Source organism: Aquitalea aquatica (genome assembly GCF_013911085.1).
Lineage (GTDB): Bacteria > Pseudomonadota > Gammaproteobacteria > Burkholderiales > Chromobacteriaceae > Aquitalea > Aquitalea aquatica.
The window spans coordinates 25039-51493 of sequence record NZ_JACERN010000047.1 but is presented as its reverse complement, the minus strand read 5'-3'; the positions used below and the strand labels follow the sequence as shown (position 1 = coordinate 51493).

Sequence of the window (26455 nt, the reverse complement as noted above, 5' to 3'; positions counted from 1 at the left end):
ATGCATTATTCCAGTCTGGTAGACCGGCTGGCCGGCAAACGCACCGACGCCTGGCAAATCCACTATGCCGCGCAGCAGGCCCAGGCGCGTGGCGAGGAGGTATTCATCCTCAGCGTAGGCGACCCGGACTTTGCCACCCCGGCCAGCATCAGCGAACGGGCCGTCAGCGCCTTGCTGGCGGGAGACACCCACTACAGCGATGTCAGTGGCAGGCCGGCCCTGCGCCAGGCATTGGCGGCCATGCACAGCGAGCAAACCGGGCAGATGGTGAGCGAGGAACAGGTCATCGTGGTGGCCGGCGCGCAGAACGGCCTTTTCGCCGTGGCACTCTGCCTGTGCCAGCCCGGCGACGAGGTGCTGGTGCCCGAGCCGATGTACCTGACGTATGAGGCCAGCATCCGCGCCAGCGGTGCAACACTGGTGCCGGTAGCGGTGGATGTGGAGCGCGGCTTTCATCTGCGCCCCGGTGCGCTGGCGGCGGCCATCACCCCGCGTACCCGTGCCATTTTCCTCGCCACGCCCAACAATCCCAGCGGGGCGGTGATGAGCCGGGCCGAGCTGGAAGAGGTCGCCGCGCTGGCGCAGCAGCACGACTTGTGGGTGGTGTCGGACGAGGTGTATGCCGGTCTGACTTTCGAGCAGCCGCATCTGAGCATGGTCAGCTTGCCCGGCATGGCCGAGCGCACCGTCACTATCGGCAGCTTGTCCAAATCCCATGCAATGGCTGGCTGGCGCATGGGCTGGGTGGTGGCCCCGGCCGAGTTGGTGGGGCATCTGGGCCGGCTGGCGCTGTGCATGTTGTATGGCCTGCCAGGCTTTATCCAGGAGGCTGCGCTGCTGGCGGTACTGCAGCGGGACAGCATCGTGCCGGCCATGCGCGAAACCTATCGCCGCCGCCGCGATGTCTGCTATCGGCTGCTGAGCAATATTCCCGGCCTGCGCTGCCAGTTGCCCGAGGCCGGCATGTTCATGCTGATCGACGTACGTGACAGCGGCCTGGCTGCCGAGGATTTTGCCTGGCGCTTGTTCCGCCAGACCGGCGTGGCGGTGCTGGATGCCAGCGCTTTCGGTGATATCGCCAGTGGCTTTCTGCGGCTGGGCTTTGTGCTGGACGAGGCCCGGCTGGCGGAAGCCTGCCGCCGGATTGCCAGCTTTGTTGCCAGCCTGCAGGTGCAGCCGGCCTGAACTTTAGCGAGTGCGGAGCATGCAAGCATGAAAACAGTAGGTGTTTATCTGACCGAATTATTGGCCGGCTATGGCGTGGACACGGTATTCGGCATTCCTGGCGTGCACACGGTGGAGCTGTATCGCGGGCTGGCGGACAGCCCCATCCGTCATGTGACGGCGCGACACGAGCAGAGCCTGGGCTTCATGGCGGATGGCTATGCGCGAGTCAGTGGCAAGCCGGGGGTGTGTCTGGTGATTACCGGCCCCGGCCTGACCAATATCCTGACCGCCATGGGGCAGGCCTATGCCGACTCCATTCCCATACTGGTGATTTCCGGCGTCAACGCACTGGGCAAGCTGGGCTCGGGCAACGGCCATTTGCATGAGCTACCGAATCAGCAGGCACTGGCCAGTCAGGTCAGCGCCTTCAGCCACACCATTACCCGCCCGCAAGAATTGCCACAGGTGTTGGCACGGGCCTTTGCTGTGTTCGATGGTGCGCGGCCCCGGCCGGTGCATATCGAGATTCCGCTCGACCTGATGTCGGCGGCGGCCGATGGGCTGCCAGCGGTGCCTGCCCGGCTGCCACGGCTGCGGCGCAGTGTGGCCGAGGCGGCGGCGCTGGCGCAGGCGGCCCGGCTATTGCATGGCGCGCGCCGTCCGCTGTTGCTGGTCGGCGGCGGGGCGGTGGCGGCGGCAGCGGAAATCCGTCAACTGGCCGAGCGCCTGCAAGCGCCAACGTTGATGACCATCAATGCCCGTGGCGTGCTGCCGCCGGAGCATCCGCTGGGCTTGTCCTGCAGCGCCTCCAGCCAAGCGGCGCGGCAGCTGATGCGCGACAGCGATGTGGTACTGGCACTGGGCACCGAACTGGGGCAGACCGATTACGACGCCTATGTCGATGGTGGCTTTGCCATTCCGGGGGTGTTGATCCGGCTGGATATCGATGCTCAGCAACTGTTCCGCAACCGTACGGCCGACCTGCCCCTGCTGGGCGACTGCGCAGCCAGCTTGCGGCAGTTGCTGGAGCAGTGGCCGGCCGGTGCGGTGGCCTCCCGCTGGGAGGCGGGGCGGGTGCAGCAGACTGCACAGGCCGCATGGAAAGAGCTGCCCGCCGGCATGCGGCAGGATATCGCCTTGCTGCAGCAGCTGCGTGATGCTGTGCCACAGGCGCTGATAGTGGGTGACTCTACCCGCCAGGTGTATGCCGGCAATATGGGCTATGCCGCACCGGCGGTGCAGCGCTGGTTCAATGCCTCGGTGGGTTTTGGCGCGCTGGGTTATGGTCTGCCGGCAGCGCTTGGTGCGGCGTTGGCCAGCGGTGAGCCGGTCATCTGCCTGGCGGGTGATGGTGGCGTCCAGTTCACCCTGGCCGAACTGGGCAGCGTGCTGGAGTGCGGGGCCTGCGTGGTGCTGGTGTTGTTGAACAATGGCGGCTACGGCGAAATCAAGGCCGCCATGCAGGCCGTTGAAGTGGCTACGCTGGGAGTGGATCTGCACAATCCCGACTTTGTCACACTGGCGCGCAGCTATGGCTGGCAGGCGCAGCGACTGTCAGTGGGCGAGGCACTGGCCCCGTTGGTGCAGGCCGCATGTGAACGCCGGCAGCCGACACTGATCGAGCTGTACGAGGTCTAGCCACAGGAGAAGGCAAGGATGGTGGCCATGTGGCCACCACCGTATTCAGCGTGGCAGCCCCAGCGCGTAGCGGATGACTTCGCGCTTGAGCGGACCAGCCTTGTCTGCCAGTTTCAGCCCCAGCTTGCGAGCGGCCTTGAGCGGGCCGATATTGTTGGAAAAGCCATAGCAGAAGGCATCCATGCTGGTCTGCATCGCCAGATTGGCCGGTTTGCGGCGGCGCTCGTAACGCTTGAGTACGCTGGCATCGGCAAAGTCGCGGCCTTCACTGACGGCACGGCCGATGACCTCGGCCAGTACCGCCACATCCTGAAAGCCCAGGTTCACACCCTGGCCCGCCAAGGGATGGATGGTGTGGGCGGCATCACCGGCCAGGACCACGCCGTCCTTTACATAGCAGGCGGCATGGCGGCGGGTAAGGGCGAAGGAGCCGCGTGCCAGCAACTGGCGGATGCCACCCAGCTTCTGCGGGAAGTTGGCGCAAAAGGCCGACACCAGTGCTTCATCCGACAGCGCCAGCAGTCGCTTGACCTCGGTTGGCGTGTTGTACCACACCAGTGAGGCGTGGCTGCCGGTGAGCGGCAGGAAGGCCTGCGGGCCGGTGGCGGTGAAACGCTGCCAGGTGATGTCCTGCTGGCCGTAATCCATTTCGCAACTGGCCACCAGCGCATGCATGGGGTAGTCCCAGCTGGTGATGCCGATGCCGGCTGCATCGCGTACCTGCGAGCGGGCACCGTCGGCGGCAACCAGCAGGCGGGCGACCAGTATGGTGCCATCTTCCAGGGTGACGCGCGAGGCCTTGGGTTCGTAAACAATAGCGGTGATGCGCGCCGGGCACAGGTAACGGATATCGCTTTTTTGCTGCAGGCAGGCGGTGGTGGCCAACTGCACGATGCGGTTTTCCACGATGTGGCCCAGAGCCTCCACGCCGGCTTCGGCGGCATCGAACAGCGTGCCGTTGCTTTCCTGGTCTTCCCACACCTGCATGCGGCGGTAGGGGGCGGCGCGCATGGCGAGGATGTGCTGCCAGGCTCCCAGCCCGTCCAGCAGGCTGGCCGAAGCCGGGCTGATGGCCGAAACCCGCAGGTCCGGGGCTTGCGCCGGATCGAAGGGCTGCGGTGCAGCCTGTTCCAGCACGGTAATGCTCAAACCCTTGCCGCTAAGGGCCGTGGCCAGGGCGCTGCCCACCATGCCACCACCCACGATCAAAATATCCACGTATTCCATTGCCAGCCTCATTGGGCGCATTTGCGCCTGATTCTCGTTGCACTGATGACGCGCGATTGTGGCAAAGCCCGTCGCCGGCCGCTTTGGTCTGGATCAAGGCTGCGCCAGCCAGCGGGGGCTGTTTCAGGGTTTTTCGCCCGAATACAGCGGGCGCTCTTCCAGTACGGCGCGCAGGCGCGGGGTGACATGCTGGATGAAAGCCTCGTATTTTTTCGGCAAGGGCTGGCGATAGGGAAACACCAGGTACACCGGCCAGCTGCCACCCTGCCAGCCGGGCAATACGCGCACCAGATGGCCGCTCTCCAGATAATGGCTGGCCACATAGTGCGGCAGCAGGGCCACGCCGTGGCCGGCGATCAGCCCGGAAATCAGCGAGGCGTACTGGTCGCATACCAGCATGGGGCGAGTGGTGATGGATTTAAGCTCGCCATCTTTTTCCAGCCGCCATTCCCGTCCGTAGACATGGTGGCTGTTGAGCAGGATGCGGTGGCGGCACAGATCGTCCGGGCTGTTGAGCGGTGGGGCCTTGGCCAGGTAGTCGGGTGAGGCGTAGGGCGCTTCCCAGACAAAGCCCAGCGGCTTGGCCACCAGCCGGTCGTCGTGCACATTGCGCGAGCGGATGCAAAAGTCCACACCGTCGTTGATCGGGTCTTGCAGGCGGTTTTCCGCGCGCAGTTCCAGTTCCAGATCCGGATGACAGGCCGCCAGCTCGGACAGCATGGGGGCTAGCAGGTACTGGGCAAAGGAGGCGGTGGCGCTGATGCGCAGCGGCCCTTCGATCAAGCCCTGGGCCTGTTCGATATCCGGCCCCACCTGCTCCAGCATTTCGCGCAGCTGGCGGGCATGCTCGGCCAGCCGCCGGCCGGTTTCGGTCAGCGCCACCCGCCGGGTGTTACGCAGTACCAGCACCGTACCCAGTCCTTGCTCCAGCTCTTTTACCAGCTGGCTGATGCGGCTTTTGGCGCAGCCGATGTCATCGGCTGCGGCGGTAAAACTGCCTTTGCGGGCCAGGGCATCAAAGGCCAGCAAGGCATCGGGCGAGGGCGTGGAGCTTGTTTTCATGGCAGAACAGTGCGTGGGTGAGCCAGCGGATTTTAGTGTTTTTGTCAGGATATTAGCATAGGAGTAGCCCCGTTTTTTGAACAGTAGTAAGAATTTTCCGAAGGCGATGCCTGCATCGCTCGCATGGCAGCTTACTGGTTTATTGTTCTTTATGTTGAACATTGAAGATTTTTTATAGGGGTTAATCTGTAAATTTGTCCTGTGTATGATTGATTGGCATGTTTTTTAGAACGATAGTCAAATCATGAAAGGCAAGACAATGAAAGTACTGGTCATTGGTGGACGCGGCGTGATCGGTAGCGCCGTGGTGGCGCTGCTGTCGGCACAGCATCAGGTGCTGGTGGGCGGTCGCAAGGGCGGGGATGTACAGGTGGACATGACCGACCCGGCCAGCATCGAGGCGATGTATCAGGCGCATCCTGATCTGGATGCCGTGGTGGTGACGGCCGGCCATGTGCCGTTCAAGCCGCTGTCGCAATTGAGTGAGGCCGACTGGCAGGACGGGCTGAACCACAAATTGATGGGGCAGGTGCGGCTGGTGCAGAGTGGTGCACGTCATCTTAAAGCCGGTGCGGTGTTCGTGCTGACTTCCGGCCTGCTGGAGCGTGAACATATCAACGGCGGCAGTTGCGCCAGCCTGGTCAATGCCGGCCTGGCTGCCTTTGTTCGCTCGGCCGCGCAGGAGCTGTGGGGCCAGGCGCGGGTGAATCTGGTCAGCCCCGGCCCGGTGGCGGGGGATGAACGCGGTGCCGAGGCTTTTGCCGGTTTCATGTCGATCAGCAGCGAACAGATTGCCGAGAGTTATCTGCGTGCCCTGAGCCAGCCCTTGAGCGGCAAGGTGCTGGAAGTCTTTGCCGAAGTCACGCGCTAGGACGGGATATGGGAGAATGACCGCCGCTGGCGATGGCCGCCGGCGGTTAAGGCTGCTGACAAAGTGATTGGGTGCGATGGCACTGGACCCGGCAAAGCCGGGCCTTTCGACTACCTTATTGCTTCGGCAGCCTTCCCGTCTATTCCCAACCCCCTTCCCGCTTTCCTTTCAGAAAGCGGGAAGGGGGTTGTCAATCATTTGCAATGGATTGCCCCATGTTGCCCGCCTTTGCGCTTAGTACTGCCATGTTGTTGTGGGCCAGCGCCTTTATTGCGCTGAAGATCGTGTTTGCCGTATTCGACCCGCTGGCGGTGCTGTTTGCCCGCATGATCATCGCCAGTTGCTGCCTGTTGCCCATGCTGTGGCAGCGTGGCGAGCGCTGGCGTTATCAGCGCGGTGACTGGCGCTGGATGCTGGCCATGGGCCTGGCCGAGCCTTGTCTGTATTTTTTGTTCGAAGCGCAGGCCTTGGTGAATACCTCGGCCTCGCAGGCCTCGGTGATTACCGCCACCTTGCCCTTGCTCAGCGGTGTGGGGGCCATGTTGTTCCTGCGCGAAAAAATGACCCCACGCAGCTGGCTGGGGCTGGCGGTATCGTTTGTCGGCGTGCTGTGGCTGACGCTGGACGGCCAGGCTTCGGCGCAGGCGCCGCACCCGGCGCTGGGCAATCTGCTGGAGTTCTGCGCCATGCTGTGCGCCACCTGCTATGTGCTGATTGCCAAACGGCTGTCGCGCCGCTATTCGGCCCTGGCCATCACCGGCATGCAGACCGTGCTGGGCAGCATCTGGTTCGGCGCGGCCTTGCTGACGCCGTGGGCACAGTGGCCCACGCACTTTCCATTGCTGCCCAGCCTGCTTGTGCTGTATCTGGGTGCCTGCGTCACCCTGGGGGCTTACGGCCTGTATACCTGGGCCGTCAGCAAGATGCCGGTGGCGCACGCCTCGGCCTTCATCAATCTGATTCCCTTGTTTACCGTGCTGCTGGCCTGGCTGTTGCTGGGTGAAACGCTGGTGGGCAGCCAGTGGCTGGCCTGCCTGCTGGTGCTGGGCGGGGTGGTGCTGGGGCAGAACAAGCCGCGCAGCGCGTAGTGGAAGGGTTAAGTTTGGAAAAAACTGGCCGATATCGACGAGTAGCGGTAGTCGACCGTATCGACGGTAGTCTGCAGAAATAGCAGCATTGCCGATCAGATCAGCATAAAAAGAGTACAGGCTTGTCTACCCGCGCGGCTGGCAAGTCTTCCGGCATCCAGGCTCGGGCAGGGCCTGCGGCTGTCGGTATCTCTTACTAACAACAGGATGCAAGGCGTGATGAACAAGATGTGGCAGACCACCACGGTCTACAAGGCAGTCATGATGTGCTTGGGTTTGGGCGTACTGGCCAGCAGCGTGGTGGCCGAGGAAAAGGCCGCCGAACCAGCGGCACAAGGCAAGCCCATCGTTTTGCCCGGCAAGCAGGCTGCTTCGTCACCAGCGGCGGGTGCCGTCGCTGGAAAAACCATCATCCTGCCTGGCAAGCTGGCGGCATCCATGGCGGCAGCGCGCGCCAAACCCAAGGAGCCGGAAGCCCTGCAGCCGGAAGTGAAACAGTCTGCTCCGCCGCAGATCAAAACCCCGCTAGGCCCCAGCCCTGAAGTACATGCACCGGGCATGGCCGCGCATGAGGCAAAACGTACGGCCAAGCCACGCCGTGTTGCCAAACCAAAGGCTGCACCGCGCAAACCGGAGGAAAGCAGCAGCCACGACGAACATGGACATGGCTCCGAGGTGCTGCAGGTGCGTACTGCGGTGGCTACCATCCTGCATGACAACAGCGATTACATGGCACAGCACAAGGCCGCCTACTTCAAGACCTTTGCCGACAAGCAGACACCGCGCGCCACCGTGGTCACCTGCTCGGATTCGCGGGTACAAAGCGAGGTGATGGACAAGGGTGCGGTCAATGACCTGTTCATGGTGCGCGATATCGGCAACCAGTTGGCCACCGCAGAAGGCTCGGTGGAGTATGGGGTACGCCATTTGCATACCCCGCTGCTGATTTTTGTTGGCCATGCCGCCTGCGGTGCCATCAAGGCCGCTTCGGCGGATTACAGCAAGCTGGAGCCGGCCATCCGCAAGGAACTGGCCACCATCAATATCCCGCAGGGCATCGACCCTACCGATGGCGCGCTGCTCAATATCAACAACCAGGTGGAAAGCGCCATTCTCAAGTTTTCCGGTGAGGTGGAACAAGGACATCTGGCAGTGCTGGGGGCGTTCTACGACTTCCGCAACGATCTGCACCAGGGGGCTGGCAAGTTGATCATCACCAATCTGAACGGCGAAACCGCACCAGCCCGGATCCGCGAGCTGATGAAGCAAGGCCAGTATTTCAAGTACAGCTTCATGCCCTGAACACCCGCCTGCGGCTTTGTCCCATCCACCGCCACCGCGCCATTGCGCCGTGGCGGTTTTTGTTTTTGCGGCAGGTCGCTGAGCCTTGCTGTAAGCCAGCCGCTACAAACCGTTGCTATTGCTGTTTCATGCGGGCGCTCGGTTTATTCAATTGAGCGATGAAATTACTGTGCAGGTTTGGCCTGGCGCAAAACGCTGGCTAAATAAAGAGAGTAATCTGGCCTTAATTAAGACGATGCCTTGAAAACAAAGGCTGTCTGACAATTTTACCGTACAGATTAATTGACATTTTTGTAGTGGCTTAATTACAAAAATGGCGCGGTGAGCCAGATAAACAGATGCCGTGATTATTTTCCCATGTAAATGGAATAGTCGGATGGCCATTTATCCGCTCTGACAGATTTCTTTCCTTATTGGAGTAGCATCATGTCGGTTTCCACTCTTGAACAACTCGATGCGCTGGTAGCGCGTGTCAAACAGGCCCAGGCAGTTTTTGCCGAGTTTTCCCAGCAGCAAGTCGATGCCATCTTCCGAAGTGCCGCGCTGGCCGCGGCCGATGCGCGTATCCCGCTGGCACGCATGGCGGTGGAAGAAACTGGCATGGGGGTGATGGAAGACAAGGTGATCAAGAACCACTTTGCCTCCGAGTACATTTACAACAAGTACAAGGATGAAAAGACCTGCGGTGTGCTGTCGGAAGACGACAGCTTCGGCACCATCACCATTGCCGAGCCCATCGGCATCCTGTGCGGCATCGTGCCCACTACCAACCCTACCTCCACGGCCATTTTCAAGGCGCTGATCGCCCTGAAAACCCGTAATGCCATCATCTTCTCGCCGCATCCGCGTGCCCGCCGCTCCACCTGCGAAGCCGCACGACTGGTGCTGGACGCCGCTGTGGCTGCCGGTGCTCCCAAGGACATCATCGGCTGGATCGATGAACCGAGCGTGGAATTGTCCAACGCGCTGATGCAGCACCCGGACATCAATCTGATCCTGGCCACCGGCGGCCCCGGCATGGTGAAGGCCGCGTATTCCTCCGGCAAACCGGCCATTGGCGTGGGCGCGGGCAATACCCCGGCGGTGATCGACGAAACCGCCGACATCAAGCGCGCCGTGGCCTCCATCCTGATGTCCAAGACCTTCGACAACGGCGTGGTGTGCGCCTCCGAGCAATCGGTCATCGTGGTGGACAGCATTTACGACGCCGTACGCGAACGCTTTTCGCGTCATGGCGGTTACCTTCTCAGTGCACAGGAAACCGCCGCCGTGGCTGCTGTCATCCTCAATCGCGGTAATCTGAATGCTGCGATTGTCGGCCAGAGCGCGGTGAAGATTGCCGCCATGGCCGGCATCAGCGTGCCGGCCGATACCAAGGTGCTGATTGGTGAGGTGAGCGATCTGACCAATGACGAAGCCTTCGCCCACGAAAAGCTGTCGCCCACCCTGGCCATGTACCGCGCCCGCGATTTTGTCGATGCCTGCGACAAGGCTGCGGCGCTGGTGGCGCTGGGCGGTATTGGTCATACCTCGGCGCTGTATACCGATCAGGACTTGCAGGGCGAGCGCATCCGCTACTTTGGCGACAAGATGAAAACCGCGCGCATCCTGATCAACACCCCGTCCTCGCATGGCGGCATTGGCGACTTGTACAACTTCAGCTTGGCACCGTCGCTGACACTGGGCTGCGGTTCCTGGGGCGGCAACTCCATCTCGGAAAACGTTGGCCCCAAGCATCTGATCAACAAGAAAACCGTGGCCAAGAGGGCGGAAAACATGCTGTGGCACAAACTGCCCAAGTCCATTTACTTCCGCCGTGGCTGCCTGCCGGTGGCACTGGAAGACCTGGCCGGCAAAAAGCGCTGCCTGATCGTGACCGGGCAATATCTGCTGGAACACGGCTTTGTCGACGAGCCAATCCGCCTGCTGAAGAAAATGGGGCTGGAAGTGGAAGTGTTCTTCGAAGTGCCGGCCGACCCCACACTGGCCATCGTGCGCAAGGGGGCTGATCTGGCCCATGCCTTCCAGCCCGATGTGATCATGGCGCTGGGGGGTGGCTCGCCGATGGATGCCGCCAAGATCATGTGGGTGATGTACGAACACCCGGAAGTGCATTTCGCCGACCTGGCATTGCGCTTCATGGACATTCGCAAACGCATTTACCAATTCCCCAAGCTGGGTGGCAAAGCCATGCTGGTGGCCGTGCCCACCACATCCGGCACCGGCTCGGAAGTGACGCCGTTTGCCGTGGTGACCGACGAAGTGACCGGGGTGAAATACCCGATTGCCGACTACGAGCTGACTCCGCATATGGCCATCATCGATGCCAATCTGGTGATGGACATGCCCAAGTCGCTCACCGCCTTTGGCGGCATCGACGCGGTGACGCACGCGCTGGAAGCCTATGTCTCGGTGATGGCCAACGAGTATTCCGACCCGCAAGCCTTGCAGGCGCTGAAGCTGCTGAAGGACTACCTGCCTTCGGCCTATGCCAAGGGCGCTGGCGACCCCAAGGCGCGCGAACAGGTGCATAACGCCGCCACCATCGCTGGCATCGCCTTTGCCAATGCCTTCCTCGGCGTCTGCCACTCCATGGCGCACAAGCTGGGGGCAGAGTTCGGCCTGGCACACGGCCTGGCCAATGCCTTGCTGATCAGCAATGTCATCCGCTACAACGCGGCTGATATTCCCACCAAGCAAACCGCGTTCAGCCAGTACGACCGGCCCAAGAGCGTGGCCCGCTATGCCGAAATCGCCCGTTACCTGGGGCTGGAAGCCAGCCGCGATCACGAGCGGGTGGAGAAGCTGGTGCAGTGGGTGGACGAACTGAAGCAGACGCTGAACATCCCCATGTCGATTCAGGCTGCCGGGGTGGGCGAGGCGGACTTCCTGGCCAAGGTGGACCAGCTGGCCGAGGATGCATTTGACGACCAGTGCACCGGGGCCAACCCGCGTTACCCGCTGATCAGCGAGCTGAAGCAATTGCTGCTGGACAGCTACTATGGCCATGCCTGGTGCGAAGCCCATCTGCGCGAAGCCGCCACTGCCCCTGTCGTTCCTGCCGTGAGCGTCAAGGCCAAGGGCAAGCTCAAAGCGGTATAAACCTTGGCACAGCACAGGCCCGGAGCATGCTCCGGGCTGCAGGCTGCTGACAAAGTGATTTGCTGCGATGGCACCGGACCCGGCAAAGCCGGGCCTTTCGACTTACAGATTGCTTTCGCAGCCTTGCCATCTATTCCCCATCCCCCCGCCCTTACCCTGTAAGGGAGCCTCGCTTTCTTTTCAGAAAGCGAGAGAGGTTGTCAATCATCTGAGTCCCGGAGCACGCTCCGGGCTTTTTTGTGTCCTGCACCGCTGCGGATGCTGGTCGCCGTGCTGGCTGGCGCAGTAGCATGCAGACTGCTTTGCCGCATCAGGAGGAGGGCGGATGGCCGAACGCATCGCATATCACCGTAGCGCCCTGCATGGCATTCACACCATGCAGGCGGACAGTAGCCGGACCTTTGCCCGCCATTGCCACGAGGAATACGGCATCGGGCTGATCGTGCGCGGGGCGCAGCGTTCTTTCAGTGGTCGCGGCATGGTGGATGCCGGGCCGGGGGACATCATCATGGTCAATCCCGGCGAAGTGCACGATGGCCAGCCCTTGCAGGAGGACGGCCGCGCCTGGCGCATGCTGTATATCCAACCAGCACTGTGGCAGCAACTGGCTGAGGAACTGGCCGAGCAAGAAGCCAGCCCGCAACCCCTGCTGTTGCCGCAGCTGAGTGATGCCGGCCTGCGGCAGCAGTTTGTCCAGGTGTTTGCCTTGTTGGGTGGGGAGGCGGTGGCCGGGCTGCAGGCAGAACAGGCCATGCTGCAGCTGTTGTCGCGACTGTTGCCCACGCATGGCTATCGCCAGGCAGCATCGGCCTGCTCCGCCGCCATCGCCCGGGTGCGGGCGCTGCTGGATGATGCACCCACTCAGCCACACAGCCTGTCCGCGCTGGCGGAGCTGGCTGGCATCAGCCGTTTTCGCCTGCTGCGCAGCTTTAGCCAGCAGCTGGGTTGCAGCCCGCATGACTACCTGCAACAGCGGCGGCTGAGCCTGGCGCGTGGCCTGATGGCGCAGGGCAGGCCGCTGGCCGATGTGGCGGCGGCTGTTGGTTTTGCCGATCAAAGCCATATGAACCGGGTATTCCTGCAGCGGCTGGGTATTACGCCAGGTCGCTATGCCCGGGCGCTGTGCTAAGAAGCTGTTCATTCCCTGCTGCAATAACGTCCAAGCCGGAACAGGCCGGCATCGGTTTAGCTAACGGTTTCATCAGCTGTGACTGGAGCCGCCGATGTCCTCCCGCTGGATTGCCTATCTCTATCTGTTGCTGGCCATGCTGGGGGCCGGCAGTACCGTGGTGGTCAGCAAGCTGGTGTCCGCCAGCCTGCCGCCCTTTACCGCCACCGCCATCCGTTTTGGCATGGCCTTGCCCTTGTTTGTGCTGCTGATGGGCTGGTGGCGTGCTGACTGGCCTAGGCTCTGCCGGCACGACTGGATCATGCTGATCCTGCAGGCGGGGGCCGGCAGTGTCGGCTATACCGTGTTGCTGCTGGCGGGCGTGCGCTTGAGCACCGCCGCCAGTGCCAGCGTGATGATGGGCACACTGCCGGCCGTGTCCAGTCTGCTGGCGTGGCTGCTGTTTCGCGAAAGCATGCAGTGGCGGCAAGGGCTGGCCCTGCTGCTGTGCAGTGTGGGGGCGGTAATGGTGTCCTTGCGCAGCGGTGCTGCACTGTCTTTCGGCAGTGCCGGCGAGCTGGCCGGCAATGGGCTGATCCTGCTGGCGGTGGCCTGCGAAGCGCTGTTTATTTTGCTGAACCGGCGTTTGCGTCAGCCATTGCCGCCGCTGGCCTTGTCTTGCTATCTGTGCGCGCTGGGCTTGTTGCTGGCCTTGCCGGCCGCCGCGCTGGAGTGGCAGGGCAACTGGCAGGTGTCTGCGGCTGCGCTGCTGGGCCTGGCCTATTATGCGGCGGTGCCAACCGTGCTGGGTTTTGTGCTGTGGTATGCCGGGGCTGCGCGGGTGGCGGCAAGCGAGGCGGCATTGTTTACGGGGGTGTTGCCGGTGTCGGCGCTCGTGTTTGCCGCTGCGCTATTGCAGGAGGAAATCCGTCGCGCCCAGCTGGCCGGCATGGCCTGCGTGCTGGCGGCCTTGTTATTGCAGTTCTTGCCTGCAATGCGGCGTTCCGTGCCGCCAGCTGCCACAGGTGCAGGGCAAGCGGAGTAAGCGGCAAGCCGCGCATGCCGACCATGCTTGCTAACAGGTCAAAGATTCTGTCATAAATGGTGACCACTTCAAGCACTGGAGCAGATCATGCAGCTGAGCGACTTTCCCTTTGGCGTGACCGACTGGTCGGCCATTGCCCCTACCGAGCATCCTGGTGAAAGCGGCATGGCGCTGTGGCGCACCTGCCAGTTCGGCAGCATCCGCGTGCGCATGGTGGAGTACAGCCCGGGTTATCTGGCGGATCACTGGTGTCGCAAAGGCCATATCCTGCTGTGTCTGGAAGGCGAATTGCTGACCGAGCTGGCCGATGGCCGCCGCTTCATGCTGACGCCGGGCCTGAGCTATCAGGTAGCCGATGACAGTGAGCCGCACCGCTCGTCTACCAAGACGGGGGCGCGGCTGTTCATCGTGGATTGAGAGCAGCTCACAAAATCCCTGCTGCGGCGTAGCGCCTTGCCCTAGGGGCACTACGCTATGTTGTTAGCCACTCTCAGTACGGACTCAGGCCGGTTTGCCCTTGCGCGGCTTGCTGGCTGGCTTGGCGACGCTGTCGGCTTCGCCTTCGCTCACGGCTACCGGTTTGACCTTGGCGCTGGCTGCTTTGGGTTTGACCGCTGGCTCGCCTTTCTGGATATGCAGCAGGCGGCGGCGGATGTCGTCGGTATCCAGCCAGATATCCTCGCCCTTGCTGATGCGCTCCAGCTCCTGATCGCTGAGGAAGGGGCGGCAGACATTGCGCATCACCTTGTCGAACCACTTGCGGCTGGCCATCACCTGCGCCGCCTGCTCGTTCCCTTTGCCGATGGAGGCAGAGGAGTAGTTGTGGAACATCAGCTGGCAGGTGTCGTGCACGATCAGCTCGTCCCCAGCCAGGAAGATCAGCGCGCCCATGGAATAGGCGCGGGCTTCCAGAATGGTGATGACGTGGGCGTCGCTGGCGGCGATATTGTTGATGATCTGCAGGCCGGTATCGAAATTGCCGCCCGGCGTGTTCAGGTGCAGGAAGATCAGGTCGGTGGCGCTGGCGGTGCGCAGGGTGTACAGCAAGTCGGTGTACTGGATGGGCTCGACAATTTCGCCGGACAGATAGTAGGAAATCTGCCGGATCACGCCTTGTGATTCGTAGCGGCGAAAGGCGGGCAGTTTGACTGCATCATCGTCGTCATCGTCACTGCCACCATGTAGCGGGGCTGGGTAGCGGGGCTGGGACATCGCGTTTCCTTTTTGCTTTCTGGATGGGAATTCTGCGGTCTTGCCCTTGCAGTGTAGTCCCGCCAGCGCGGTGGCGGCCAGCGTGTTTCTGCTGCGTTTTGCGCTTTGGCAAATGGCAAATGACAAACCGGCTGTCAGAAAAAACGCCTGCGGCACTGGGCGGCAGGCGTTGTGGCTAAGTCAGGAGCGCAGACTCAGCTCAATTCTTTCAGCAGCTCTTTCACCCGTACCAGGCGCAGGCCGACTTCTTCGATGTGGGTTTCCACCCGCAGCTTGTCCTGGCCGGCCAACTTGTAGTTCTTCTTGCTCTGGATCAGCTGGATGATCTTCATCGGGTCGATCGGCGGATTCTTGATGAACTGCAGCTGGATGGCCACTTCGCTGGCGTCCAGCTTGGCCACGCCCAGCGGCTTGGCCAGCAGGCGCAGGCGGTGGCTTTCGATCAGCGTTTTCACTGTTTGCGGCGGCAGGCCGAAGCGGTCGATCAGCTCCTCGTGGATGGCGTCGATCTCCTGCTCGCTGTCGCAGGTGGCCAGGCGCTTGTACAGCACCAGCCGTTCATGCACGTCCGGGCAGTAGGCGTCCGGCAGCAGCGCCGGGCTGTGCATATTGATTTCGGTGGTGACGCCCAGCGGCGCGTCCAGGTCGGGTTCACGGCCTTTTTTCAGGTCGCGCACCGCCTGTTTCAGCATCTCGGTAAACAAGGAGAAGCCCACTTCCTGCATCTCGCCCGACTGGCCCTCGCCCAGCACTTCGCCGGCACCGCGGATTTCCATATCGTGCATGGCCAGATAGAAACCGGCGCCCAGCTCGCCGGATAGCTGGATGGCTTCCAGCCGCTTGCCGGCGTCCTTGGTCATGCCATCCGGCGTCAGCAGATAGGCATAAGCCTGGTGATGGCTGCGGCCCACCCGGCCACGCAGCTGGTGCAGCTGGGCCAGGCCGAACTTGTCGGCGCGGTTGATCAGGATGGTGTTGGCATTGGGAATGTCGATGCCGGTTTCGATGATGGTGGAGCACAGCAGCACATTGAAGCGCTGCTGCAGGAAGTCGCGCATCACCTGTTCCAGCTCGCGTTCGCGCAACTGGCCGTGGGCCACGCCGATGCGCGCTTCCGGCACCAGTTCGGCCAGTTTTTCCCGCATGTTTTCGATGGTGTCGACTTCATTGTGCAGGAAGAATACCTGGCCGCCGCGCTTGAGTTCGCGCAGCACCGCTTCGCGGATCACCCCATTGCTGGCCGGGCTGATGAAGGTTTTCACCGCCAGCCGGCGGTTGGGCGCGGTGGCGATGACCGAGAAGTCACGCAGCCCTTCCAGTGCCATCGACAGCGTGCGCGGAATCGGCGTGGCGGTGAGGGTGAGCACGTCGACATTGGCGCGCAGGCGCTTGAGCTGTTCCTTCTGGCGCACGCCAAAGCGGTGTTCTTCGTCGATGATCACCAGCCCCAGGTTCTTGAACTGTATGTCCGGCTGCACCAGCTTGTGGGTGCCGATGACGATATCCACCGTGCCTTCGGCAAGGCCAGCCAGCGCGGCCTTGCTTTCCTTGGCGCTGCGAAAGCGCGACAGCTCGGCAATCTTGATCGGCCAGTCGTTGAAGCGGTCGGAGAAATTCTGGAAATGCTGCTCGGCCAGCAAGGTGGTGGGCACCAGCAGCGCCACCTGCTTGCCACCCATCACCGCGACAAAAGCCGCGCGCAGTGCGACTTCGGTCTTGCCAAAACCCACATCGCCACACACCAGACGGTCCATCGGCTTGCCGCTGCACATATCGTGGATGACGGCTTCGATGGCATTGGCCTGGTCGATGGTTTCCTCGAAACCGAAGCCGGCGGCAAAGGCGTCGTAATCATGGTGGGACAGGGTAAAGCTGTGGCCTTCGCGCGCGGCGCGCTGGGCGTATAGATTAAGCAGCTCCGCGGCGGTGTCGCGGGCTTTTTCGGCGGCGCGCTTCTTGGCCTTTTCCCAGGCAGGGTTGCCCAGCTTGTGCAGTGGGGCTTGTTCTGAGGGGCCGCCGGCATAGCGCGAAATCAGGTGCAACTGGCTCACCGGCACATACAGGGTGGCATTGTCGGCGTACTCCAGCTGCATCAGCTCGGTTTCACCTTCGCCCAGGTCCATCGATACCAGACCGATATAGCGGCCAATACCGTGCTGCTCGTGCACCACCGGGTCGCCGGATTTCACCTCGGCCAGGTCGCGCAGCATGGAGTCAGAACTCATCTTCACATGGCGGCGGCGGGTATGGCTGCGTGCGATGTGCTGGTACAGCTCGCTCTCGGTAATGATGGACAGCGGCGGTTGCTGCTGGGCAAAGCCGGAATATAGCGGGGCCACCACCAGCGCCAGCGGCATGCTGCCGCTGGCAAATTCCTGCCAGTGGTCGATCAGTTGCGGCTTGATGCCGTGTTCCTGCAGGAACTGCACCATGGTTTCGCGCCGGCCCAGGCTTTCTGCTGTCAGCAGCACGCGCTGGCCGCTGCTTTGCAGATAGTGCGCCAGCTTGTGCAGCGGGTTGTCGGCGCGGCGTTCCACCGCCAGGTCGGGCAGGGCCAGGCTGAGGTCATCCGGCTCGCCACTGGCGGGAATTTCAATGCGCGAATAGGGCTTGATGCGGCCGAGGAACTCGTCCTGGCGCAAAAACACATCGGCCGGCGGCAGTACCGGACGTTCCGGATCGCCCTGCGCCATGTGGTAGCGGTTCTGCACATCTTTCCAGAAGGTGTCGGCAGCCCCGGCCACATCGCGGTGCAACACCACCAGCGCGGATTCGCCCACGTAGTCAAACAGGGTCGCGGTTTCGTCGAAGAACAGCGGCAGGTAGTACTCGATGCCGGCCGGGAACAGATTGGCCGATACCTCTTTATAAATACGGCTTTTGGACGGATCGCCCTCGACCCGTTCGCGGTAATGCTGGCGGAAGGCGGTGACGCCGCTTTCGTCGGCCGGGTATTCCCGTGCCGGCAGCATGCGGATTTCCGGCACCGGGTACAGCGTGCGCTGGCTGTCCGGATCGAAGGTGCGCAGGCTGTCGATTTCCTTGTCGAACAGATCGATGCGGTAGGGCAGGGTGCTGCCCATGGGGAACAGGTCCACCAGCCCGCCACGAATGGAAAACTCGCCCGGTGCCATCACCTGGGTGACGTGGTTGTAGCCTGCCATCACCATGTCGGCGCGCAATTGCTCCACATCCAGTTGCTGTTTGCTTTGCAACAAGAAGGTGCGACCCAGCAGATAGCTGACCGGGGCCAGCCGCGTCATGGCGGTGCTGACCGGGGCAATCACCACCTGGCATTCGCCGCGATGGATTTGCCACAGCGTGGCCAGCCGCTCGCTCACCAGTTCGCCGTGTGGCGAAAAATGGTCGTAGGGCAGGGTTTCCCAGTCCGGCAGCAAGGCGGCCTTGATGTCGGGCGCAAACCACGGCAGCTCGGCCTTCAGCCGCTGGGCGGCCTGGGCATCGGCAGTGAGGATGAGCAGGGTGTGGCCAGCCTGGGCCAGACCAGCCAGTACGGCCGCGTCCAGACCATCCGGCAGGGCGGGGCAGCGGGTCTTTTGACCGGCCGGGGCAATGCGGGGCAGAGTGTCCAACATTCTTCTTCACATTCGTGGATCTGCGGGTATTATACCAGCGGGCATTTCATACCAAAGGTGTGTTTGCCATCCATTTACAAGAGGCCACAAGGCCCGCAATCCGCCAGGCATCTGAACCACACTTCAAATAATCACTGCCCCCGAGCATGAGCGGGCAGGGTCAATGCATGGCTGCAAAGGACTGGGAGAGTGAATACAAAGGGGATGTTTGCAAGCTGGGCGGCCTTTGCGCTGTTTGCCGCCAGCTTGTTGTTATGGCCCAGACAGGTGCTGGGTGAAATTCCTTTATATGGTTTCCTGCCACACGGCCTGTTCGCCGGCTGGCTGCTATGGCGTGGTGCCGGCGTGGCCTGGCGCTGGCCGGTGGCAGCGCTACTGATCAGCATGCAGTGGCTGGCATGGCCATGGGCGCTAGCGCTGTCTGCGTCGCTGCTGCTGATGCTGCCAGGTGCACGCTTGCTGCAGGGGGACACCGGCGCGGAGGATGGCTCGGCCATTGCCCAGTTGCTGTGGCGACTGCTGGAAGTTTCCGCCTATCTGCTCGCTCCTCCGATCGCTTTATTGGGTGTCTTTGCGCTGTGGTATGGCGCATTGCCACAGGTACTGCAATGGACTGCCCTGGCTGCCGGCTGTGCCATGCTGGCCATGACCTGCTGGCTGCCACTGTTGCGCATGACCGGCTGGCCGGACCAGCGCCGTCTGCTGGAATTGCTGGTGATTCTGCTGGTGATGCTGGTGATATGGGCGTCGATGGTCAGCAATGTGCAAAGCCTGCCTTTTCCCCGCCCGGTATTATTCTTCCCGCTGCTGATCTGGGCTGCCTTCCGTGGCCGGCTCTTGGGCGCCTGTCTGTCCGGTTCGCTGCTGTGCCTGCTGTTGTCGCTGCCCTGTTTCCTGCCGGGGTTGTATCTGCATGTTGGCGTGGCCGAGCTGATGAACGACACGGTGCTCTGCCTTACCTTTATCGTGGCGGCCTTGCTGGTGGCCACGCTCAGTGATGTGCAGCGGCGCAAGGAAGACGAACTCAACGAATTCCGTTCGCGGGTGGAGTCGCTGGTCAACAACAGCCCCAACATGATGTCGCTCAAGGGGCTGGATGGCCGCTTCCTGCTGGCCAATCGTGCGTACAGCCGCATGCTGGGGGTGAGCGAGCACGCCATGGTGGGGACAGCACTGGAAGACTACTTCACCGAGGACGACGCCAGCCGCATCAAGCAACAGGACGCCGTGGTGCTGAGTTGCCTGGAGCCGCGCCAGTTCGAGGAAAGCTTCAGCGTGGGGGGCAGCAACTTCACCATGCTGGTCAGCAAGTTTCCGCTGTTCGACAGCCAGGGCCGGCCGGCCGGGGTGGGCAGCGTGGACACTGACATCACCCGCAGCCGCGAAGAACAGCAAGCCAAGAAAGAGGCCGAAGACAAGTACTGGGCGCTGGTGGAGCAGACCCTGGTGGGCATTTACATCATGCAGGATGAAAAGCTGGTGTATGTGAATCCCAAGCTGGCCGACATTGTCGGCTATCCGCCGCAGGAAATGCAGAACATGGCGCTGGAGCGGCTGCTCCCGGCCAGCGAAGCGGGCCGTATCCGGCTGCAGATCAAGCGCCGGCTGCGCGAGAATATCCAGATCATGCACTACACCACCCGCGCCATCAGCAGTGATGGTCATCTGGTCGATCTGGAAGTGCACAGCCGCCTGGTGGAGTACGAAGGCAAACCGGCCTTGATCGGTGTGGTGGTGGATATTTCGGACCGCATTGCGGCAGATACCAACCTCAAGCTGGCCGCCAAGGTATTCGAGAATTCGGCCGAGGGCATCCTGATCCTCGATGCGGACGCCCACATCATCGCCGTCAATCATGCCTTTACCCGCATTACCGGCTACGAGCAGGGCGAGGCGCTGGGCAAGCTGTCGCGCATTTTTGCCGATAACGGCGATGCGACCAGCCAGCAGATGCAGCAGGCGCTGGCCCTGCACGGCCAGTGGCAGGGTGAAATGCGCGACCGGCGCAAGAATGGCGACTGGTATCCGGCCGAGCTGTCGATCTCGCTGGTGCGCGATGATGCCGGTTGTCACAGCAATTACGTCGCGGTGTTTTCCGATATTACCGTGCGCAAGCAGGCCGAAGAGCGCCTGCAGTTTTTGGCCAATCACGACCCGCTCACCCGCCTGCCCAACCGCAGCAGCCTGATCAGCCGACTCGAACAGGCCATTGTCGAGATGAGCGGCGAACCCGGCCCGCTGGCGGTGATGTTTATCGATCTGGATCGTTTCAAGCTGATCAACGACTCCTTTGGTCATCAATCCGGTGATGAACTGCTGCGCGAAATCGCCATCCGCCTGTCCAATTCGGTGGGAGAACGTGGCCTCTTGGCACGCCAGGGCGGCGATGAGTTCACCCTGCTGCTGACCGAATTTGCCGACCAGGCCGAACTGGCCGCGCTGGCCGAAGATATTCTGGCGGTGCTCGGCCGTGGCCTGCGGCTGGAAGAGCACGAGGTGTGTGTCACCGGCAGCATCGGTATCAGCGTATTTCCCAATGACGGCACAGATGCCCGCAGCCTGCTGAAAAATGCCGATGTCGCCATGTACCGCGCCAAGGATGCCGGCAAGAACACTTATCAGTTTTTTGATGCCGAGATGAATACCCAGACCTTCGAGCGGCTGCTGCTGGAAAACGGCATGCGCCAGGCGCTGGAGCGGGGCGAGTTCGAATTGCATTACCAGCCGCAGCTCAATGCCGCCAGCCGCGAAATGTCCGGAGTCGAGGTGTTGATACGCTGGCGTCACCCGCAGCTGGGCTTGATTCAGCCTTTGCGCTTCATTCCGCTGGCCGAAGAAACCGGTCTGATCAAGCCGATTGGCGACTGGGTGCTGCAGGAAGCCTGCCGCCAGCTGAAAGCCTGGGAACAGGCCGGCCTGTATGTGCCACGGGTGGCGGTCAATCTGTCGGCCCGCCAGTTCGAGCAGAGCACGCTGGTAGACAATGTGGCACGCGCCTTGCAAACCACAGGGTTGGAGGCTGGCCGGTTGGAGCTGGAAATCACCGAAAGCATGATCATGCAAAACCCGGTGGAAACGGTGCACCAGTTGGGCGAACTGAAAGCGTTGGGCGTCTGGCTATCCATTGATGACTTCGGCACCGGCTATTCCTCGCTGTCGCATCTGAAGCGCTTCCCACTGGATACGCTGAAAATCGACCGTTCCTTTGTCGATGGCCTGCCCGATGATGAAGACAGCGTGGCCATTGCCGAAGCCATTCTCGCCATGTCCAGGAAGCTCAAGTTCAGCGTGGTGGCCGAAGGGGTGGAAAACGCCGCCCAGGCAGATTTTCTCGAACTCAAAGGCTGCACGCTGTTGCAGGGCTATCACTTTGGCAAGCCGGTACCTGCGACCGAATTTCCGGCGCTGGCGGCACAGCTCAGCCAGTCGGCGCGGCTGGCGATCATGGCCGACTGGCAGGGTGGTCTGTAGCGGGGCGGCGCGTAGTTTGGCAGCAGCCTGGCCGGCTTTGCGGCTACAATAGCGCCCATTCCCCGTTTACAAGGCTTCAAGCGCATGAGCAACAAGCGACTCATTCACGGCTTTCATGCCATCAACGCCCGCTTGTGGCAGAACCCGAAGAGCCTGCTCGAAATCTGGCTGGCCGGCGGCCGCCACGACGAACGGGCCAAAGCGGTGCTGGAAAAGGCTGGCGAAGAAAACATCAAGCTGCACATCGTCGACAAGGCGCGGCTGGACAGCATGAGCGGCAACGCCCGCCACCAGGGTGTGGTGGCCATGATCGATGCCAGCCGTAACCATGTCGATCTGGACGACGTGCTGGAAAATCTGGCCGAACCGCCGCTGCTGCTGATTCTGGACGGTGTCACCGATCCGCATAATCTGGGTGCCTGCCTGCGGGTGGCCGATGCCATGGGCGCACATGCGGTCATCGCCCCCAAAGATCGCTCGGCCGGCCTGAATGCCACCGTATCCAAGGTAGCTTGCGGCGCAGCGGAAGTGATTCCCTACATCACCGTCACCAATCTGGCCCGTACCCTGCGTGACCTGAAAGACGCCGGGGTGTGGATCGCCGGTACCACCATGGAAGCCGACACCGATCTGTTCCATGTCGATGCCGCCGGCCCGCTGGCCTGGGTGATGGGCTCGGAAGGTGAGGGCATGCGCCGCCTGACCCGCGAACACTGCGATGTGCTGGTGTCCATTCCCATGTTCGGCACGGTGGAAAGCCTGAACGTGTCGGTATCTTCCGGCATGGTGCTGGCCGAAAGCCGCCGTCAGCGGGTGCTGGCAGCCGAAAAGACCAGTTGAATCAGCGCCGCCGCGCCACACAAAACCCCATGCCCCGGCATGGGGTTTTTTGATGCAGGACAGTTTTTTGTCATTGCGCAGATCACAGGTGGAACCTTGCTGGCTATACTCTGCTCTACTGGTTTTATACCCTTAGGGGGTATGGATGATTTGCGGTGACCTTGCCGGGTCATGCGTGTCATCGGCTCAGCCCCCCCACCGACGGAGTCAACGCATGGACAGAAGACATTTTCTGCAATGGAGCAGCGCACTGGCGCTGACACCACTGCTGGTACGCAAGAGCTGGGCCGAAGGCATGGCGGACATGCCGGGCATGGATCACGCTGCCATGGGGCATGGCGCTGGCGACGTAGCCAGCATGCCTGCTGCCGACAGTCTGGGCCTGCCGCGTGGCCTGCCATTGTCATCGCTGTCCCGGCTGCAAAATCATGGCGGTGCCGGCCGCTTGGTAGGCCAGCTTGCCGCCGCACCGGTCAAGCTTCCGCTGCTGCCGGGCAAGCCGGCTACCACCTTCTGGGCCTATAACGGCCAGATTCCCGGCCCGGCTATCGTCGCCTGGGAGGGAGATGCCGTCAGCTTGCAGTTTACCAATCAGCTAAGCCAGCCCAGCACCATCCACTGGCATGGCATGCCGGTGCCTGCGACGCAGGATGGCAATCCGCATGATCCGGTCCTGCCCGGCCAGACACGTGACTACCAGTTCCGGCTACCGGCAGATAGCGCCGCCAGCTACTGGTATCACCCGCACCCGCACGGCTATACCGGTCAGCAGGCTTACATGGGGCTGGCTGGGGTATTCGTGGTGAAAAGCCGTCACGATCCGTTGGCGCATTTGCCGGAGCAATGGCTGGTGTTGTCTGATTTGAAGCTGGATGCGCAGGGTCAGATCGCCGCGAACGGCGCGGCTGACCAACACGATGGGCGTGAAGGCCAGTTCGTACTGATCAATGGCGGCTGGCAACCGGTCATCGGGCTGGCTGAGGGAGAACGGCAACGTTGGCGCATCTGGAATGCCTGCAGCGCGCGCATCCTCAAGCTGGCCTTGCCCGCACACGACGTGCAGCTGGTGGGGACAGATGGCGGGCTGATCGCGACGCCACGTGGCATTGATACGCTGCTGCTGTCGCCTGGTGAGCGGGCAGAAATCGTCATCACCGGACGTTTTGCCGCTGGTAAAGCATCTGCCTTGCAGGCCTTGCCCTACCACCGCGGCAAGGCCATGGGCCCGGAACAAAGCACCACCCTCACCCTGGCCACAATCAGTCGTACTGGTAGCAAGGCAACGGCCGAGCTGCCAACAACGCTGCGCCCGATTGCGGGGCTGGGCGCGCCTGCCGTCAAGCGGGTAGTCGAGTTCAGCGAAAACATGGCCGACCCAAGCGCCATGTTCCTGATCAATGGCAAGAAGTTCGACATGAACCGGGTGGATTTCAGCGGCAAGGTGGGCCAGGTCGAAGAGTGGGATATCGTCAGCCAGGCGCATATGGATCATCCCTTCCATATTCACGGCACCCAGTTCCAGGTGCTGGCCCGTACCGATGACGGGGTGTGGCAGGACGAACCCTTCCTGGCCTGGCGCGATGTCGTCAACATTCCGGCGGGCGAAACGGTGCGGCTGCGCTTTGTCCAGCACTTGCCCGGCTTGCGCATGTTCCACTGCCACATTCTGGAGCATGAAGACGCCGGTATGATGGCTACGCTGGATGTACAAGCCTGAGCGGTACTGCAACGCAAGACAGGGGCTGCCGGTGTTACACTGGCAGCCCTGGTTTTTATCCGATAGCGGAGTATGCATGAGCCTTAGCCCCAAAACCGATGCCTGCTGCCATACGCCGCCCGAGGTCGCTGGCAAGAGCGTGGTGCAGCCGAACAAGTCGGCCCTGCTCAAGCGCCTGGCGCGCATCGAGGGGCAGGTGCGCGGCATCAGTGGCATGGTGGAAGCCGACCGCTATTGCGTGGATGTGCTGACTCAGGTGGCCGCGGTGAAGTCGGCGCTGGATGCAGTATCGATGCAGTTGCTGGAAAACCACATGAAAGGTTGTGTCAGCAAGGCCTTGCAGGAGGGCGACGCCACCGGCATGGTGACCGAACTGATCGAAGTGGTGAAGAAAGTCCGTTAACCGTTAATCACGCTTTAGAACCGCTAATTACAGCTCGCAGCCCACCGATGCCAAGCCCCCCCCGACGCTGACAGTACTCGTTGTACGGTCAGGTGGCGCAAGGCGGGGGCGAGGTCTGTTAACGGCTATTAACAATAGCGGTCGCGCGCAGGCGCAACACTTGCTTTAGTCTTTCATTCGGCGTTGCCGCATTCCGTTTCCCGCCCTTTTCAGGAAATCACCGAGATGAAAACCGTATTGTCCGTGCTGGCAGGCCTGCTGCTGTCGTCGTGGTCGCTGGCCGATCCGCTGCCTTTCGAACAATTCATGCACCTGCACCGCGACATGAGTGAAGCCGAGCTGCTGCAAGCGGCCGGCAAGCCGGATTACGTGCGTGCCGATCCCGCCGCCAGCGGCGATCGCCAGCTGTTTTGGCTGGGCGATGCCGATCTGCCCTACACCACGCTGGTGATTCTGCACAACGGCCTGGTCAGCGATGTCCGGCGCGAAAAACGGCTGTAAGCCCCCAGCAGCCTTGCTGCTTTTGCCACGCTTGCCGCATTGTGCCGCAGCCTCTGGCCGATTTTGTTTGCCGCAGCAGGATTAAGTGCGTAGAATGCTGCGGTTTCACTACCTTGCTTTTTGCAACCGCATGGCAAAAAGCTAAATAGCCATAAGGAGTTAACATGCGTCATTACGAAATCGTGTTCATCGTCCATCCGGACCAGAGCGAACAGGTTCCGGCCATGATCGAGCGCTACAAGGGCATGGTTCTGGCCGCTGAAGGCAAGATTCACCGTCTGGAAGATTGGGGCCGTCGTCAACTGGCTTACCCGATCCAGAAGCTGCACAAAGCCCACTACGTTCTGATGAACGTTGAGTGCCAGTCCGAAACCCTGGCCGAGATCGAGCACGCCTTCAAGTTCAACGACGCTGTTCTGCGTCACCTCACCATCAAGCTGGATCGCGCCGTTACCGAAGCGTCCCCGATGATGAAGGACGAAAAGGCCAAGAACCTGCTGGATTCCCAGCAGCCGGCAGCCGAGGCCGAAGCTGCTGCCTAATTGGCAGGAGACAAGGACTTGCAGAACCGTCTGGTATTGACCGCGACGGTCGAACGCGAAGAAGCCCTGCGTTACACCCCTGCCGGTATTCCGGTGGTGGAAATGTGGATCAGGCACCAGTCTAGACAGACTGCCGGCGGGTTCGAACGCGATGTGGCCTGTGAAATCCAGGCCGTGCTGATTGGAGAAGACGCCCGGAAACATGCCGGGAAACTGGCAGGAAACGCGGTGACATTCACCGGATTTCTGTCCCAGCGCAGTCTGAAAAATCCGCGGTTGGTACTCAATATCGAATATGTTGAATTTGTAAAAGGTTAGTCAAAATGGCTCGTCAACTCTTCAAGCGCAAGAAGTTCTGCCGCTTCACGGCAGAAGGCATCAAGGATATCGATTACAAATCCGTTGATCTGCTGAAAGACTTCATCGCCGAAAACGGCAAAATCATCCCGGCTCGCATTACCGGTACCAAGGCTCGCTACCAGCGTCAGCTGACCACTGCTATCAAGCGTGCTCGCTTCCTGGCTTTCCTGCCTTACACCGATCAACACTAAGCCGGGAAAGGA

21 protein-coding genes are annotated in these 26455 nt (G+C 61.7%); 17 read left to right on the top strand and 4 right to left on the bottom strand.

The features are described 5' to 3' along the window. Complete coding sequence (locus H2Z84_RS20820) at positions 1-1185, top strand: pyridoxal phosphate-dependent aminotransferase (RefSeq protein ID WP_181837690.1); 1185 nt, start codon at positions 1-3, stop codon at positions 1183-1185. Between the two features lie 27 nt (positions 1186-1212). Next, positions 1213-2805 (top strand): 5-guanidino-2-oxopentanoate decarboxylase, encoded by a 1593-nt coding sequence (locus H2Z84_RS20815; protein WP_181837689.1) that lies wholly within the window; start codon positions 1213-1215, stop codon positions 2803-2805. Positions 2806-2850: 45 nt separating this feature from the next. On the opposite strand, the gene H2Z84_RS20810 is transcribed toward H2Z84_RS20815, so the two are convergent. Both H2Z84_RS20810 and H2Z84_RS20805 read right to left on the bottom strand, forming a co-directional pair. After that, positions 2851-4032 carry an FAD-dependent monooxygenase gene (locus H2Z84_RS20810; protein WP_181837687.1) on the bottom strand — a complete coding sequence of 394 codons (1182 nt, stop codon included), beginning with the start codon at positions 4030-4032 and terminating at the stop codon, positions 2851-2853. Between the two features lie 123 nt (positions 4033-4155). Continuing rightward, positions 4156-5094 (bottom strand): LysR family transcriptional regulator, encoded by a 939-nt coding sequence (locus H2Z84_RS20805; RefSeq protein WP_181837685.1) that lies wholly within the window; start codon positions 5092-5094, stop codon positions 4156-4158. A gap of 244 nt (positions 5095-5338) precedes the next feature. On the opposite strand from H2Z84_RS20805, the gene H2Z84_RS20800 reads away from it, so the two are divergent. From H2Z84_RS20800 to H2Z84_RS20770, 7 genes are all read left to right on the top strand, one after another. Next, a complete protein-coding gene (locus tag H2Z84_RS20800; RefSeq protein ID WP_181837683.1) occupies positions 5339-5965 on the top strand; it encodes a short chain dehydrogenase in 627 nt (208 codons plus the stop codon). Positions 5966-6180: 215 nt separating this feature from the next. Beyond that, entirely contained in the window at positions 6181-7053 is an 873-nt protein-coding gene (locus H2Z84_RS20795; RefSeq protein WP_181837681.1) for a DMT family transporter, read from the top strand. Positions 7054-7272: 219 nt separating this feature from the next. After that, complete coding sequence (locus tag H2Z84_RS20790) at positions 7273-8355, top strand: carbonic anhydrase (RefSeq protein ID WP_258869516.1); 1083 nt, start codon at positions 7273-7275, stop codon at positions 8353-8355. Between the two features lie 426 nt (positions 8356-8781). Beyond that, positions 8782-11457: a bifunctional acetaldehyde-CoA/alcohol dehydrogenase gene (gene adhE / locus H2Z84_RS20785; RefSeq protein WP_181837679.1), complete on the top strand. Its 2676-nt coding sequence runs from the start codon at positions 8782-8784 to the stop codon at positions 11455-11457. Positions 11458-11782: 325 nt separating this feature from the next. After that, complete coding sequence (locus H2Z84_RS20780) at positions 11783-12586, top strand: AraC family transcriptional regulator (protein ID WP_181837677.1); 804 nt, start codon at positions 11783-11785, stop codon at positions 12584-12586. A gap of 94 nt (positions 12587-12680) precedes the next feature. Beyond that, entirely contained in the window at positions 12681-13610 is a 930-nt protein-coding gene (locus H2Z84_RS20775; RefSeq protein WP_181837675.1) for a DMT family transporter, read from the top strand. 87 nt (positions 13611-13697) lie between these two features. Continuing rightward, entirely contained in the window at positions 13698-14027 is a 330-nt protein-coding gene (locus H2Z84_RS20770; RefSeq protein ID WP_181837673.1) for a DHCW motif cupin fold protein, read from the top strand. A gap of 84 nt (positions 14028-14111) precedes the next feature. Here the strand turns inward: H2Z84_RS20770 and H2Z84_RS20765 are convergent, their stop codons facing one another. Then, complete coding sequence (locus H2Z84_RS20765; RefSeq protein WP_181837672.1) at positions 14112-14822, bottom strand: Clp protease ClpP; 711 nt, start codon at positions 14820-14822, stop codon at positions 14112-14114. A 194-nt stretch (positions 14823-15016) separates the two neighbouring features. Continuing rightward, positions 15017-18418, bottom strand: coding sequence for a transcription-repair coupling factor (gene mfd, locus H2Z84_RS20760; protein WP_181837670.1), 3402 nt, complete (start codon positions 18416-18418; stop codon positions 15017-15019). 204 nt (positions 18419-18622) lie between these two features. Here mfd and H2Z84_RS20755 point away from each other — a divergent pair, with 204 nt between their 5' ends. The 8 genes from H2Z84_RS20755 (at position 18623) to rpsR (ending at position 26443) form a co-directional block, all read left to right on the top strand. Further along, on the top strand, positions 18623-21889 hold the full coding sequence (locus tag H2Z84_RS20755) for a sensor domain-containing protein (RefSeq protein ID WP_258869515.1): 3267 nt from the start codon (positions 18623-18625) through the stop codon (positions 21887-21889). A gap of 84 nt (positions 21890-21973) precedes the next feature. Further along, entirely contained in the window at positions 21974-22729 is a 756-nt protein-coding gene (gene rlmB, locus H2Z84_RS20750) for a 23S rRNA (guanosine(2251)-2'-O)-methyltransferase RlmB (RefSeq protein ID WP_181837669.1), read from the top strand. A 214-nt stretch (positions 22730-22943) separates the two neighbouring features. Continuing rightward, entirely contained in the window at positions 22944-24446 is a 1503-nt protein-coding gene (locus H2Z84_RS20745; protein ID WP_181837668.1) for a multicopper oxidase family protein, read from the top strand. A 76-nt stretch (positions 24447-24522) separates the two neighbouring features. Beyond that, positions 24523-24849 (top strand): metal-sensitive transcriptional regulator, encoded by a 327-nt coding sequence (locus H2Z84_RS20740; protein ID WP_181837667.1) that lies wholly within the window; start codon positions 24523-24525, stop codon positions 24847-24849. 225 nt (positions 24850-25074) lie between these two features. Beyond that, on the top strand, positions 25075-25350 hold the full coding sequence (locus H2Z84_RS20735; RefSeq protein ID WP_181837666.1) for a hypothetical protein: 276 nt from the start codon (positions 25075-25077) through the stop codon (positions 25348-25350). 164 nt (positions 25351-25514) lie between these two features. Beyond that, the gene (gene rpsF, locus H2Z84_RS20730; protein WP_103524040.1) at positions 25515-25892 is read left to right on the top strand and encodes a 30S ribosomal protein S6; all 378 of its coding nucleotides are present in this window, start codon (positions 25515-25517) and stop codon (positions 25890-25892) included. A gap of 18 nt (positions 25893-25910) precedes the next feature. Then, a complete protein-coding gene (gene priB, locus H2Z84_RS20725) occupies positions 25911-26210 on the top strand; it encodes a primosomal replication protein N (RefSeq protein ID WP_059287688.1) in 300 nt (99 codons plus the stop codon). Between the two features lie 5 nt (positions 26211-26215). Further along, a complete protein-coding gene (rpsR, locus tag H2Z84_RS20720; protein WP_028535202.1) occupies positions 26216-26443 on the top strand; it encodes a 30S ribosomal protein S18 in 228 nt (75 codons plus the stop codon). The last annotated feature ends 12 nt before the right edge of the window (positions 26444-26455 follow it).